General features: G+C 40.4%; 14 protein-coding genes. 2 read left to right on the top strand and 12 right to left on the bottom strand.

Translation table 11 applies throughout. From position 1 onward, the window contains the following. Position 1: 1 nt before the first annotated feature. Together bufB and FW757_RS06895 are read left to right on the top strand one after the other, a co-directional pair. Entirely contained in the window at positions 2 to 943 is a 942-nt protein-coding gene (gene bufB / locus FW757_RS06900) for an MNIO family bufferin maturase (protein ID WP_182717538.1), read from the top strand. Next, positions 940 to 1818 carry an HvfC/BufC N-terminal domain-containing protein gene (locus FW757_RS06895; RefSeq protein ID WP_149982273.1) on the top strand — a complete coding sequence of 293 codons (879 nt, stop codon included), beginning with the start codon at positions 940 to 942 and terminating at the stop codon, positions 1816 to 1818. The genes bufB and FW757_RS06895 overlap by 4 nt, the downstream gene beginning before the upstream one ends. A gap of 45 nt (positions 1819 to 1863) precedes the next feature. Here FW757_RS06895 and nudB read toward each other — a convergent pair whose 3' ends face one another. The 12 genes from nudB to FW757_RS06835 form a co-directional block, all read right to left on the bottom strand. Next, positions 1864 to 2307, bottom strand: coding sequence for a dihydroneopterin triphosphate diphosphatase (nudB, locus tag FW757_RS06890; protein WP_182717536.1), 444 nt, complete (start codon positions 2305 to 2307; stop codon positions 1864 to 1866). A gap of 65 nt (positions 2308 to 2372) precedes the next feature. Further along, complete coding sequence (locus FW757_RS06885) at positions 2373 to 3101, bottom strand: sulfite exporter TauE/SafE family protein (protein ID WP_149982271.1); 729 nt, start codon at positions 3099 to 3101, stop codon at positions 2373 to 2375. A 28-nt stretch (positions 3102 to 3129) separates the two neighbouring features. Then, the gene (locus FW757_RS06880; RefSeq protein ID WP_446441034.1) at positions 3130 to 3819 is read right to left on the bottom strand and encodes a pirin family protein; all 690 of its coding nucleotides are present in this window, start codon (positions 3817 to 3819) and stop codon (positions 3130 to 3132) included. Positions 3820 to 3935: 116 nt separating this feature from the next. Further along, the gene (locus FW757_RS06875; RefSeq protein ID WP_149982269.1) at positions 3936 to 4832 is read right to left on the bottom strand and encodes a LysR family transcriptional regulator; all 897 of its coding nucleotides are present in this window, start codon (positions 4830 to 4832) and stop codon (positions 3936 to 3938) included. Beyond that, the gene (locus tag FW757_RS06870) at positions 4825 to 6678 is read right to left on the bottom strand and encodes a monovalent cation:proton antiporter-2 (CPA2) family protein (protein WP_145240191.1); all 1854 of its coding nucleotides are present in this window, start codon (positions 6676 to 6678) and stop codon (positions 4825 to 4827) included. The genes FW757_RS06875 and FW757_RS06870 overlap by 8 nt, the downstream gene beginning before the upstream one ends. A gap of 52 nt (positions 6679 to 6730) precedes the next feature. Beyond that, the gene (locus tag FW757_RS06865; protein WP_446441033.1) at positions 6731 to 7582 is read right to left on the bottom strand and encodes a pirin family protein; all 852 of its coding nucleotides are present in this window, start codon (positions 7580 to 7582) and stop codon (positions 6731 to 6733) included. Between the two features lie 446 nt (positions 7583 to 8028). Further along, complete coding sequence (locus tag FW757_RS06860) at positions 8029 to 8919, bottom strand: DUF4097 family beta strand repeat-containing protein (RefSeq protein WP_182717532.1); 891 nt, start codon at positions 8917 to 8919, stop codon at positions 8029 to 8031. Positions 8920 to 9146: 227 nt separating this feature from the next. Further along, complete coding sequence (locus FW757_RS06855) at positions 9147 to 11543, bottom strand: PKD domain-containing protein (RefSeq protein WP_446441032.1); 2397 nt, start codon at positions 11541 to 11543, stop codon at positions 9147 to 9149. A gap of 317 nt (positions 11544 to 11860) precedes the next feature. After that, positions 11861 to 12703 carry a DUF4198 domain-containing protein gene (locus FW757_RS06850; protein ID WP_182717530.1) on the bottom strand — a complete coding sequence of 281 codons (843 nt, stop codon included), beginning with the start codon at positions 12701 to 12703 and terminating at the stop codon, positions 11861 to 11863. Between the two features lie 36 nt (positions 12704 to 12739). Continuing rightward, the gene (locus FW757_RS06845; protein WP_182735003.1) at positions 12740 to 13243 is read right to left on the bottom strand and encodes a DUF2271 domain-containing protein; all 504 of its coding nucleotides are present in this window, start codon (positions 13241 to 13243) and stop codon (positions 12740 to 12742) included. Then, positions 13243 to 13875, bottom strand: a complete 633-nt coding sequence (locus tag FW757_RS06840; RefSeq protein ID WP_149982265.1) for a PepSY-associated TM helix domain-containing protein — start codon at positions 13873 to 13875, stop codon at positions 13243 to 13245. Before FW757_RS06840 ends, FW757_RS06845 begins: the two co-directional genes overlap by 1 nt. 76 nt (positions 13876 to 13951) lie before the next feature. Further along, entirely contained in the window at positions 13952 to 14347 is a 396-nt protein-coding gene (locus FW757_RS06835) for a YbaN family protein (protein ID WP_446441031.1), read from the bottom strand. Between the last annotated feature and the right edge of the window lie 137 nt (positions 14348 to 14484).

Genomic DNA, 14484 nt, shown 5'->3' with positions numbered 1-14484 from the left:
CATGACATCATACATACAGAAGCAGCCTTTTGCTGCTTCTGCTATTGAGCAAATAAACCCGCTAGGCTTTGGTTTGGGGTTGCGCAGTGAGCATTATCCGTACTTAATGCAAAAACCAGTAACAGGGGTTGATTGGTTTGAGATCATTAGTGAAAATTACATCGATAATTATGGCTATGGCCGTCATGTATTAGAACAATTGATGGCTGATTTCCCTATTGTTATGCATGGTGTGTCTATGAATATAGGCAGTAGCTCTGCGCTTGATTTTGACTATTTAGAAAAGTTAAAAGCATTGGCGGATTTTGTAAAACCAGCGTGGATATCAGATCATCTATGTTGGACAGGCTTTGCAGGAATAAATAGCCACGATTTACTACCTATGCCGCTTACTGAGGAAAGCTTAAAGCATGTTATTAACCGGGTTAATCAGGTACAAGACTTTTTACAGCGGCCATTAGTGCTGGAGAACCCCTCTACTTATTTAGAGTTTCAAAACTCGTCGCTCACGGAGCCGGAGTTTTTTACGCAGCTGGTCGAACAAACACAGTGTGCTATGCTGCTAGACGTTAATAATGTTTATGTGTCGGCGTATAATCACGGTTTTTGCCCAAGGACATATATAAAAAACTTACCGCTTAAAAGTATTGTGCAAATGCATTTGGCGGGGCCAACACTCAGCGGGCATTGTTTGATAGATACCCATGATAAACCAGTTCCTGAACCTGTATGGGAATTGTATCAACTCGCGCAATCTTTATGTGGGCCTGTCTCGACTTTACTGGAATGGGATGCAAATATTCCTGCGTTTCCTGAATTAGTCGCTGAGTTAAACAAAGCTAAAACTGTATTAGCGGGTCAAATTCCTCATGCTCCAGTACAAAATAACCACCAACAAGGTTGTATTTCTACACCGCTGGTTTTAGCTAAAGAGAAATTATGAGTGAACATTCATTGAGGCAAGTGCAGCATTGGTTGCAAACAGTATTAATTGTTCGTGGTGATTTGGATGATAAACTCTTACAGGCATATGCGCATGATGGCGTTATGCTTGATACGCTAATTAAAAGTACAGATAAAATTTCAGCCCAGCAGCGAGTAGATATTTACGCTGCAGGTTATGTGCTAAGGCTTGTGGATTGTTTACGTTGTGAGTTTTCATTGTTGGCGCAGTATATGGGAGATACGTTATTTTCCACATTTGCTAAAGCATTTATTGTGACGGTGCCTTCTAAAAGTTGGAGTCTATATTATTTAGGTGAGCAATTCGCCGAATTTTTAGCACAAACTAAACCACAAGGTATAATCGATGTTGCTCAACAAACTATGGTCGATTTACCTGCTCAAATAGCCTTATTTGAACGCACCAAGTCTGAGGTGTTAGTAGCCCAAGGTCTTGAAAAAAATGTAACGGCAACCGAGCTTTCTATCGAACAGCAAATGCTCACGTGTTTAGTAAATAATACTGATATTCAAGCGGCGCCTTGTTTGCGAGTAATAACATTAGATTACCCTATTTTAGAGCTCATTTCACAAATTGAAGCCTGCATAGCAAAATTAGAAGTAATGCCTGATGAGTTGATTTTACCTATTCAGCAACCATGTTACCTTGCTTTAACACGTATACATTATAGATTTAGAGTCTGGTCTTTAGCTCATTGGCAGTATTTGCTACTCGGTTTTTGTATACAAGGAAGTAGCTTTAATATGGCGATTAAGCAAACAGCATTACAGCTAGAGGTTTCTAGCGATGAGTTAACCTCAGACGCAATGATGTGGTTGCCACAAGCAATCAATATGGGCTTGTTGTTTCAATAAGTGCTACAAGTAAGCAGTTAACCTAATTGATAACAATTAAATAAACTATAACGCCAAGATTTCATCGCGATTACTTGGCGACCAGGCTTTGTCAGCCGCTTGTTGTTGCGTTAGCCAAATAAAATCAGTGTGCTCATTCGGATCTAAAGTAATGGCGATATCATCGGGTACGCAAATACTAAAAACATACTCAGTATTAATTAACGCATTGGCTTGATAGCGGTGTCGCCATGACTCTCTAATGGTATATTGATTGGTTTTTTGGTGATCACGTATTGTTAAACCCAGTGCGCGGGCATCTATCCCTGTTTCTTCTAATAGCTCACGGTAAGCTGTCACAATAGGCGTTTCGCCTTCATCAATCCCGCCGGTGACTGATTGCCAAAAGTTAGCATCATCGGTACGTTGGATCAGTAAACAGTCTTTATTTTTTTTATAAATAACAACCAGTACAGAGAAGGGTTTACGAAGTGGTTGGTTATTTAACAAAATAGAGCCTTAAATAGCGTTTGTTGAATCAGTTTACCTAACTACGAAATGTTTAACTAGCCAGATCACATCACTAACAACCAAATACCCAGCAACAAGAGTAGTACATTCATTATTTTCAGAAACTGCGAAGTATTGAGTTTGCCCTGCAACCAGATCCCTAAACGATTACCACAAAAAGCAATCGGCAAGCTGGCAAGTGCAATTAATGCCCACTTTATTTCGATTAAACCCAGACTAATAAAGCCAATAAGCTTGACGGCATTCATCATCGCAAAAATAATCGCCACAGTTGCGACAAATCGTTTCGGTGGTAACTTAATGGTACTGAAATACATTATTAAAGGTGGGCCGCCAGCATGTACTAAGGTACTTGCAATACCGGCTAAACCGCCCATAGAGAAGGCACCTAAACGGCTATTTAAGGCACTCAAAGTAAACTTGCTAAAGGCTAAACTGCGAATAGCAAACACTATACATAAAATAGCAATCGCTGTTTTTATAAACGCCGCGTCTAACCAGCCAATTAACGCATGTGCAATAACTACGCCTACCAATAAACCCGGTAGTAAGCGTTTAAGTTGCTGTATATCCCATTGTTGCCAGTAACTTTTTAAACTAAAGACATCGGCAACAATAAGTACCGGTAGCATCAAACCGATTGCGGCAACAGGGGGCATCACTAGCATTAGTAAAGGGACACTAAACACTCCAAGCGCTCCTGCAAAGCCTGATTTTGACACGCCGGTGAGCAATACGACAAATGCGATGATAGAGAGGGTTGTTACTGTCATTAGTTTTTCTACTTACTGATTATTTACTTTATGCTGGTAGATCAAACCACAGCGCTTCTAAGCTGCTGGTGGCTGTTAATGTTACCCGTTCATTGCGATTTAGTGCAAAGGCATCGCCGTTACTAAAATTTTGCTTGTTTGCGTCTATATGCCCGCAGATAATATGCAAATAACCTTTTCTATCCGCTGTTTGCAATGTATGCGATTGACCCGCATCAAGTTTTAAACGATAGATACTAGCATCTTGGTTGATGCTCACGCTGCCGTGTTCGCCATTTGGTGTAACAAGTGGTGTAAGCTGAGTTGTTTGCGGAATACTTTTTTGCTCATAGCTAGGGGCTATACCACGCAATTTGGGTTGTATCCAAATTTGTAAAAAGTGCGCTGTTGCAGAATTTGAAGCATTATATTCGCTGTGCATAATGCCACTACCGGCACTCATCCGTTGCACGTCACCAGCAGGAACAATGTATTCATTACCAGTGCTGTCTTGGTGTTTTAATGCGCCTGAAATGACATAGGAAATTATTTCCATATCTCGGTGTCCGTGAGTGCCAAAGCCTTGGCCTGCAAGTACTTTATCTTCGTTGATCACTCTAAGTACTGACACCCCCATGTGTTTTAGATCATGGTAATGGCCAAATGAAAAACTATGGTGACTTTGTAACCAACCAAGATCAACTTGGCCGCGCTCGCTGGCTTTGCGTATGTAGTGCATAACTTAACTCCTGATTAAACGCTAATTTGAATAGCAGCAGTATAAGTTTTATAAGGAAGATTAAAATCGCTTTTAAAAGGACTATTTGTTCTAATTAATAGAATGAAAGCCCTTGATTAGCAATCAAGATCAGCCTGCATTACTTGATATCGTAACTCGCCAATGAATGTGCGCGCTGCCGGGCCAAGGCGATCACCGTCTTTAAATAGTAAATGTAGCATGGCACTGCGCTTACTATTGTGGCTAAGATTAAGGGGCTTGAGCCGATTTTGTGCTAACTGATTGGTAATCGCTGTGCTAGGTAGCCAAGCAAAGCCTAAGCCGTTGCTGATCATATCAATGGAAGTCCGCATATGGCTTACTGTCCAGCGCTGGTCGGCACCTAACCAGCCACCGTCTTGTTTATTGTGTAAGGCTGAATCGCGTACCACAATTTGTCGGTGCGATTTTAAATCTTCAAGGGTGATAGGTCGGGTGATGCTATGTAACGCATGATCTGGGTGCGCAACAGCAGTAAACTCGATATTGCACAACTCTTCACTAAACCCGGCTTTGCCAGTGAATCCCGATATTGCAATATCGGCACTGGTGTTCTCTAGTAATTCATTCGCGCCAGTCAGTACTGATTCGTATAATTCAATACGTAATAATGGATACATTGCCGAGGTATTGTTGAGTACTTTATAAAGCAGTGCTTGCGGAAAAACTTCATCAACAGCAATACGTAATTTGCTTTCAATCCCCTCACTGAGGGTCTGCCCAATTGCTTCTATTTTGGCGGCTTCATCGAGTAGGTAATTAGCGCGGCGCATCATCATCTCACCAGCTTCGGTGATCACGGTTTTACGTCCTTCAATAGTAAATAACTTAACACCTAAAGCGGTCTCAATTTTACCAACAGCATTGTGAATACTTGACTGGCTTTTATAAATTTTTAGTGATGCTTGATTAAAACCGCCATGTTCAACCACAGCCCTAAACATACGCCATTGCTCTAAAGTTATTTTAAGCATCTTTATGGTTGTCCTCGCAGTCACCTTGGTCACAGGTATTGAGTGATTCTCTGGCACGTTTATCTTGATTGAGTACTTGTTTTAGATCTTCAGTACGTTGGCGTACAGCTACACCATAACTGTGATCATCGCCCCACAGTTTTGCTAGTTGCAGTACTGAGGCACGATCGTGCTCTCTAAATAAGTGTCCTGCGCGCTGCGAGTCTTCTTTTGAATTTCCTAATAGTTCTAGGGTTTCAACGGCAAGGTTGATGGCAGAGTCAACGGTTTCTCGGTTAAACGCATCAACGTGCAAATTAAGTAATTGGTAAGCATGGCGACGATCTTTAGCGCGCGCCACAATCTTTAAGTGCGGAAAGTGTTTGCGGACAAGTTTAACTATTTCGAGAGTTTTGTCGGCATTATCAATAGCAATAACCAGTAATTGTGCGGTATCAGCTCCAGCGGCTTCGAGTAGTTCTTTACGTGCTGCATCACCATAATGCACCGTATTACCAAAGCGGCGCAGCAGATCAATTTGGCTAGGACTGTGATCAAGGACACTAATATCATACCCTTGGGTGCTCAGTAAGCGCCCCATAATTTGTCCAAAACGGCCGTACCCAGCAATGATTACGTGTTTGGCTGGGCTTATCTGCTCTGGTTTATCAAACTCAGGTTTTGTTGTTGTGTTGCTACGTTTTTGTAATGTGTCGTAAAGCATTAATAGTAAAGGGGCTATTAACATTGAGATGGCCACGACTAAGGTGGTTAAGTTGCTTTGTTCTGGGGTTAAAATTTGCAATGTATTAGTCATCGTCAGGAGCACAAAAGCAAACTCACCACCTTGTGCTAAGGCTAAAGTGAATAACAGTTGCTGGGTATGATGAATTTTAAAAGTTCGTGCTAAGGCATACAAAACAGCGGCCTTTACAACAATTAAAGCGGCAACCAATGTAACCACTAAAGTAAATTGATTAAATAACAATGCAAAGTCGATAGAGGCACCGACAGCGACAAAAAACAATCCTAATAACAGTCCTTTAAAGGGTTCTATATCGGCCTCTAACTCATGACGAAATTCACTTTCTGCCAGTACCACACCAGCTAAAAAAGTCCCTAACGCTGGAGATAAGCCAACATTTTGCATAATCAGCGCAATCGCTACCACTAAAAATAACGCAAATACAGTGAATATTTCCCGCATTCTGGTTTCAGCAATGTACCTAAATAGCGGCGCAGAAATATACTTACCAGCTAAAATAATTGCCGCGATCACTGTTACTGAGGCGGTTACTTGCCCCCAAACTGGCCAATCAGCAGTTAGCGAATTATGCGTGCTGGTGGCATTTAACATTGGCTCAAACGCCAATAATGGTAGTAATGCTAAAATAGGAATAACGGCAATATCTTGAAATAGCAGTACCGAAAACGCATTTTGGCCGGCTTCATTTTTCAGCCAACCTTTTTCTTCCAGGCTTTGTAGCACAATTGCTGTTGAAGAAAGCGCGAGCATTAAACCAATTGCTAGTGCTGTTTGCCAATGCATGGCCATAAACCAATAACAAATTGCAAAAATTACCGCGGCTGTTAGGGTTACTTGCAAACCCCCAAGCCCTAAAATAGAGTGGCGTAACTTCCAAAGCCTTGCTGGTTGTAGTTCAAGGCCGACTAAAAACAGCATCATTACTACACCAAATTCAGCAAAGTGCATAACAGACGTTTGATCGCCCACTAACCCCAGCAAATACGGGCCAATTAAAATACCTGCCAGCAAATAGCCGAGTACGGAGCCTAACCCAAGGCGTTTTGCGATAGGCACCGCAACAATGGCTGCGGCTAAATAAATTAATGCGATCTCTAACATAGTTGTCCTTTGCTAATACTGGCTAACTTATTATGCCTTAAAATACTGTTTACTATAGCGGAATAAATTCTTTATCGTCACCAGGGATTTTTGGGAAACGTTGTGTTTGCCAGTCTTGTTTTGCCTGCTCTAAGCGTTCTTTGCTATAAGCAACAAAGTTCCAATGCAAGTATGGGACTTTTTCAAATTTATCGCCACCGAGCAAAATAAAGCGTGCATCACTGGCAAAGTGAATATCAGTATCGAGGTTATCAAGTAGGATAAAATCACCTGCTTGATAATCCTGTTGACCCACGGTAACGCTTCCATAAATAACATATAACGCGGTTTCTTGCTGTGGGTTAGGCGACTTAATTTGACTATTGGCGCTGCCAACCACATCAATATAAAACATGGGGGAGTAGGTTTTAACTGGGGAGCTTAATCCGTAAGCTTCACCAACAATTAAGCGCATCATGATACCTTCATGAATTATGTGTGGTAGTTGCTGTTTTTTTATATGGGTGAATGAAGGCTCAATCTCAGTCATATTTTCTGGTAGCGCAATCCAGCATTGTAAGCCGTCAATATGATGCGGGTTAGCGCGCACTTCAAAGCTTTCTCGTTCTGAGTGAACAATGCCTTTACCTGTCGTCATCCAGTTCACATCGCCTGGGTGGATTTCTAAATTATTACCTAGCGAGTCGCGATGTAAAATGCTGCCGCGAAATAAATAAGTGAGTGTTGATAAGCCTATGTGCGGGTGAGGGCGAACATTGATCCCTTGGCCAACAGGAAAATCGTTTGGTCCCATGTGATCAAAAAAGATAAATGGTCCCACCATTTTTTTATCAAAATTAGGCAGTACGCGCTTTACGTTTAAGCCACCAATATCATGTTCAGTTGGGTTGAGTATTTTAGCCATGTTTTGCTCCTTAAAGGTGACCAAGCAGAGTCACGTTGATTCGATTAATTGAATACATAAGTTATAGCCCTAACAATAGATGATCACTTAATTTCGAGTATCACTATTGATGCTTGATTAATAATATACTCACGTTAAAAGAACGAAAATTAGTAAAAATAGGCGTTAATATTCTTTTTTAAAGAATTTTAATGGTGTGTTGTATGGCACTAAAAGGAGCTTTATGCGTAGTAAACAGTGCTTACTATTACTTGTTGATGCTTTTAATGCAAAATACCGCAGGTAGGGAAACTAGCGACGACACATTTACGCTCATCAAGCATTGCGATAAGACGCTGAGGGTATTTGCGATTAGCAAAATATAGCAGTTGTTGTGATCACACGACCGACAACACAAAATTAGACAGTAAAAAACGGCCAATTACTTGGCCGTTTTACATCAAGAGTTAGTTAAGTTTTACTGGGCCGTTGATATTATCGATGCTCAAATCACCAGAGCCAGCGTCAATGATGGTGATACCTTTACTGTCGTTAACACGAATACTGCCTGAGCCATCCTCAATGGTGACTAGGCCATTTACATGTTCAACATAAATATCACCCGATTCATCTTCAATGGTGATGTAACTGCCTAGAGTTTTGGCATTGATGCTGCCAGAGTTATCGTCAATATCTACGCTGCCAGTGATATTAGTAAGGGTTATATCACCCGAATCATCTTCAATAGTCATATTGCCAGCAACGTTACGTGCAGTAATACTGCCAGAGTCATCACTGATCTCTACATTACCAGTAATATTTTGCAGATCGATATCCCCTGAATCATCGTCAATTGTGACGTGATGACCTTGATCAATACGAATGCTCCCTGAGTCGTCATCTATAATGATATTACCTAGTACACCAGCAATATCTATATCGCCAGAGTCATCGTCAATCTCAAGGTTAAATGAGCTTGGCACAGTAATAACTAAATCAATACTGGGTGAATTACCTTGATATACCACTATTCCTGATGAACTATAATTTTTTGCTATAAGTACGGCTTTATCGCCTTTTTGTTCCAGAGTAAGTATGTAAGGGTCATCACTTTTTGCTGTATAAATAGTGGCATCTACGCTGATGTTAGTTGCTGTGGTTGAGCCGATCACTTTAAGTGAACCCGCCTCAGCATTAATACTTAGTTGCTGTAATTGTGACGCTGATATTGAGCGTTGCTGCTGTTGTTGTATATTGGCTGACGAGGTTGAAACATGCACAATACAGCCACTGAGAAACAATAGGCTAGTGGCAATAGGAAGGGCTTTGGCTAGCAAAGAAAGAGGTTTGTTGATCATTATTTATTTTCTCATTGTTAATTATATTTTACGATTTGCTAATTTATAGCAAAAACAAAGCCAAAATTTAATGATTTGTTTTTATTGGTTTTTATTTTTATTATCAGATAAGTATAGCGAATAAGTGGTCAAAAATACCAAATTTAGGGTTGTTCTTAATATTCTTTAGATTGGATCTGGAAGGTACGCTAAGCCACTTCAACACGCGTGAAGTGGCTTAGTTTTTTCTAATTATTACAAATGGTGATTATCGCTAAGTTTGGGGGCGACTGAGAGTAGTAAATAGCAGTACTTGAATAAGATGTATTGCGCACATTGTCTTCAACCACGGTTATTTCATATGTTGCAGTTACAGGGAGTGCAATATTTAGTGTGCTATCTAGATATGTGTTATTACTTTTTTGTAATATCAAAGGCTTGGTTTCATCATACTGAGCCTGAAAACTATTCGACGTTAAAATAGTATCGATCATTTTAAAGCGCAGATTTACGGTGTCGGGTCCAGTAAAATCAGGACAGACGAATACAGAGACTTCTACATCTTGAAAAACCGGTAGGCTTGTTTGATTAATATTAATGATAAAATCATTTTGTGTTATCGCTGCTGAACTATACTCGCTAGTTGCCAGTCTTTCATCTGCTGTAGAAATACTAACAGTTGCGCCCTGTTCAACACTAACTATTGCCTCAAAGAAGCCGCTGCTATTTGTAGTATGCTGCTTACCATTTATCATCAGTATAGCGTTATTGATACCAACTTTAGCTACGTTGGTAATTTGTCCTTTAACTATGCCTGTTAGTAAAGCGGGATCGGTAGCAGAGATCGCAAACTCCATTACAGCTGCATTGCCCTCAGCATCAGTAACAGTAACAGTAACATTATAGCTACCTATAATATCAGGGGTAAATTCAGCGACGCCATCTTTTATGTTTACCAGTGCTGCATTTGACTCATTAGGCTTGGTAAGCCCCCAAGTATAATTAAGATTGGTCTCTTCAGGGTCGTAACTTTGGCTAACATCAAATGTTACTATATTACCAACAAAAGCCTGACGTAATTGTTCGCCTTTAGAAATAATGACTGGCTTTGCATTGTCTCTAACTATGATAGTGATTGTTTGCGTATCGGAGTCTTTATTACCATCATTGGTACGTAACGAAATAACAAAACTTCCTGCACCTGATGCTTTAAAGTAAGGTTTAGCAACGTCTGTGTTAGAAAGCGTAGCACGTCCTAATGGCGATAAAATTTCCCACTGGTAGGTAAGCTCTTTGCCTTCAGGATCTGTGCTTTGTGAGCCATCAAGTTGAATTTCTTCATCGACTAAAATAGGTGCTACATCAGCAATAATCGCTGTTGGTTTTGCATTGGCTTGAGCGTGAAGAACGCTTATTACTTGCTCAGAATTAAGCTGTCCGTCTGATACGATTAATGTGATCACATAATCACCTTCAATATCAGCACTGATAGAAGGGGTTGCTGTCGTACCTTGGATTAGCTGCGCTTTACTATTCTCAGGTCTGCTTTTTATCTGCCAAAGGTAGCTTAAGGGTTGCCCTTCAGGATCGTTGCATTGTTCGCATTGCAGAGTAATAGTTTCAGCTAAGTTAATGTTTCTCTCAGCTACAAGTTGTGCAATAGGAGCTTGATTTGCTATCTCTACAGTTAAAGTAACTGTGGCGGTATCAGTTTCACCATATTGATCTTTAACTGTTAGTGAGAGCGTGTACTCACCGAGGTCTAAAGAAGAGAAGCCTGCGGTATTGCTTAAGTTATCAGTGAGTGTCGGGTTGCTATCGGCAGGTTGTGCGGTAATAGTCCACAGATAACTTAGTGTATCACCTTGATCAGGGTCACTGCTTTGCTTGCCATCTAATGTGACTATGCTGCGAGGAGAGACGGTTTTATTTTGTACTTTAATAACCGCTTGAGGAGCTGAATTTTCGTATAAAGACTCACTTTTTATCATTACCTCGTTGCTTGCTGTTTCCCCCTGTGAATTAGTAATGGTTAGCTTTATTGCGTAAGCACCTGTTTTATCTGCAATGAATTTGCTGGTAACGCTATTATTATTTTCTATGATTGCATTGCTGGTAAGAGGCTTTGCCGTAAACTGCCATAAGTATTTATTTATTACACCGTTAGATGTGCTACTTAGCGCACCATTTAATGCAACCACATCACCTTGTTTTACTGTTTGAGTAAGTCCTGCATGAGCAATTAATTGCGTTGGCTCGGCTTTAATTTCAATTAATTTTTCAACTGGGGCGCTCGAAAGTTTGCCATCGCTCACAACTAAAATTAGTTTATAACTCTTTGCTTCAGCAAGTGATACTTCAACTTTATTTTCATTATCAACAGCAAGAGCGATCTCATTTTGTCCGTCTGCAGTGGTTAAGCGCCATTTATAAACTAATGAATCGCCGTCGGGATCGCTGCTTTTTGTACCGCTAAATGTTAGCGCGGTATTTACCCGCATTTCACCGGTTGGTGCACTGATCATGGCAACGGGTTTATTGTTAGTGACTTTATTGGTTGGTTTTTTTTCTGAGTCACCACCTCCTGAGCCACAGGCTGTGAGAGTTAGGATCAAAGCTAGCTGGATTAAAAAACTCCATTTCATATTACTTTCCTTGTTGTTGGTTTTGTTGTGTTTAGTGGTACTGTAAAGCTAAGCCTGTAGTGCTTGCTATTAAATTTAAATGAGGATTATTTCTGGTTTGAATTAGGTTGGTATAAAGTCCATTTTTCATAATATTTATTTCCGTTAAATATTTTATAGTTATGTTAATTTAATTGTTTATAATATGAACCCAAAAGAGGGAAAATAAAAGAATTAAATTCAAATTTTAGAAAAATTTTGGCGCTAAGTTGTTTATGTGTTTATTTAGAGTTGTAGGCCAAGCTAAGTTACTTGGCCTTTATTTTTAATGAGGGGTTTTATTCAGGTGCTACATCTAAGGTAGTAAATAATGAATAACGTACGCTATCGATACCTTTTTCAGTTGAACCTTCGCTCACACTTGCTTCAATAAGGTATAGTCCAGGGTGTTGCCATGTGTTAGTGAAAAAGCCGTTTTTATCTGTGGTTACTTTAACTTCGCCACGTTCGTTACGATAACGTGTATCACCTTTTAAGATGGCAAGTTCTATGTTGGCAGCAGGTTTACCGTCTTTTAATAACTGAAAACGCGCCTCTTCACCAACAAATAAATCATTAGGATGAGTCGGGCCGCTGATCTCTAAGCCTTGACCAAGTAGCGCAGGTTTTGAGGTGCCGTTGCGGCTTACAAATGTATCTACCGTTGCAATCGATTTTGTGGTTTTAATATCGGTTGCATCAGCTGGGATATCTTTACTGTCTTTAGGGCCAAATACACGGCCACGTTCGCCTTTGGCATCTTTATAAAAAGTCATTAGTCGTGGTTCTTGGCTCATCGTTATATGATAAGTACCTTCCCCAGCTAGTTTTACCGCCGCTGAATTTTTACGTTGCAGATAATATGCACGAATTTTATCGCTAACTGGTTTGCCATCAGGGCCGATTGCCATAATCAGATTATCATCATATTCCGCGCCTTTTTGTGCTGGACGATATGCTTTATCTGGTGCGAAAATTTCATTCGAAATACTGGCATCGATCATCACATAATGTGCTTTGTCGCCTGAAAGAGATGTGTGCGAAGGCACTAACCAGCGAGCATGTGCATTGGCATAGCTAGATGCTAGGGCAGTGAAAGTAAGTGCGCCGATAAATGCGCTTTTAAGTAAATTGATTTTCATAGTCTTTCCTTATTTAAATTGTTTTAGCAGCTACATTTACTGACTTTTAATGGTGACGAAGCTTTGTGAAAATTCATTGGTGCCATCGATGGTGATCTTGCCGTCTTTATTTAGATCAAGTTCTACACGGGTGTAATCACGGCCACCTTCTTCGCGAACGACTTCTAAATTAAGTAAATACTTGCCTGCAGTTACGGCTTTGCCATCTAGATCTGTGCCATTCCAGTTAATGGTGTAAGTACCTGGGCGCTTTGTTGCACCTGTTACACCATCAAAGTTAGCGTCACTTTTTCCGGCTTTACGCCACCACTGGCGTAAGTCTTTAAACCATTCTGCTTTTTCAACCCATAAGGCAACCGTGGTTACATGCTTACGCTCTGGGGTTTCTAGCCAAACCGCGACATAAGGTCGATGGTAAGGTTGTACGTCTAGATCAGGTAGGGTTAGTTCTATTTCAAGTTCAGCGGCATTCGCATGAGGTTGAAACAAAGCTGCTGTAAATAAAACAACAGCGCTTATTAAGGTATTAAGTTTTAGCATTAAGACACTCCTTTTAGTTGCGGAACCCAGCATAAATAAATGACTGCTGGTGTTGCGACCCCAAGCACTGTTAGCCATATTCCTACTAAGCGTTTTTTTCTATTTTGAAATAAAATAATCATCCCGGTGATAGCAAAAAAAATCATTAACACGGCTGATATATCAATCACCCAGCTCCATGCTTCGCCGCTATGACGGCCTTTATGTAAATCGCCAATTAAGCTTAAAAAGCCGCCAGTTTGATATTCGAGATTCAGTTCGCCACTGATGAAATTAAGTTCTGCGAAGGCAAAACCTGCAGGCAGTGGGTAGTCGAGCATCACGAGTGCATCTTCTTTTTCCCAGTCGATACTTTTTACTTTAGTTAAGCCATATTGGTTGGCTAAGTAAGCTTCTATTTCAGGGTATAAAATGGGTAAGGTTGCTAGGTTTTCTTGGCCCTGCTCAAGTAATGCACTTGGGAGTGATGTGGTTAGTTGCCCATCACTTTTATCGCCTTCTAGCCAATCAACATGATTAAGTACAATCCCACTGACAGCAAATAAAATAAGCAAAAACAGCAATGCTGTTGATAGATAAATATGCAACGCACGACTGGTACTATATAAAGTTCGTTTATTTATTAACGGCATAAATAATTTAGTAGTTAAGCAATATTATCTACATGGTAATGATTTGCATTAGTTATCACAACATTATTTACGAAATTTACATTGGTAGGTATTTTGAAGGGCGAGAGAGTAAATAAATCATAACCGCTATTTCGATGCAGGCTACCAGCAGTAAAACCCACCACGGCGGTGCACAAAGCAGCAATATAATAAAGCCAAGTGACATACCAATACCCGCAAACCACTTTGCCTTTACGGGTACTACTTTGTACTTTTGCCAATGGCGTAAGGTTACGCCATAACGAGGATGATTGAGTAACCAAGCAGCGAGTTTTGGGGACGAGCGAGTAAAGCACGCTAATGCCAAAATGAAAAAAATAGTGGTGGGCATCACAGGTAAAACAATACCTATAATTCCCAGCCCAACCAAGGCTAGTCCTAATAGTTGATAGCCAATATTTTTATAAGTGGCTAAAATTACTTTTAAATTCATGAATAGACTTGTGCCTGATAAAGTTGAAAACGGCTAAATGCTTGGCAAGCAACGTTAAACGATATGCTGCTCGTTTACTCAGCATTGTCAATTAATTGTACTCGATGACGTTATACTCTGCCACGTTCAGCGCCTCA

This window comes from Pseudoalteromonas sp. 1181_04, assembly GCF_052850545.1.
This window is presented reverse-complemented; position numbering and strand designations above follow the sequence as displayed.